The organism is Rhizobium sp. SVR5-9E, from assembly GCF_056755095.1.
Genome location: NZ_JBNDHS010000322.1, coordinates 1 through 312, shown reverse-complemented (window position 1 = coordinate 312; position 312 = coordinate 1). Strand labels below are relative to the sequence as shown.

1 protein-coding gene is annotated in these 312 nt (G+C 48.1%); it reads right to left on the bottom strand.

The window, feature by feature from the left end; genetic code table 11:
- A partial coding sequence (locus tag ACPYOJ_RS35010) for a hypothetical protein (RefSeq protein WP_481420328.1) occupies positions 1-312 on the bottom strand: 312 nt, incomplete at both ends.

Here is a 312-nt window from a genome sequence, read left to right as displayed (position 1 = left end):
AGGTGCGGTGGCTGATAATGTTTTGCCCTTTAGCTTGTCAACACTGGTTACTCCTGCATTGGTAATGGTAACGTCTCCTGTCGGACTTACGGCTGTTGCCACGTTAGAGGCATTCCCTACATAGATGTTTCCGCTGTTCAGGGTGGTGCTTACACCATTGGCAGTAGGAGCCCAGGTTGTTCCGTTCCATCCTAATACCTGTCCTGAAGTGGCAGACATTTGATTGAGTTTTGCTGCTGTTACTGCACCATCTGCAATTCCTGCGGTAGATACTGTTCCAAATCCTAAAGCGGTTCCGCTTCTTCTTAATAC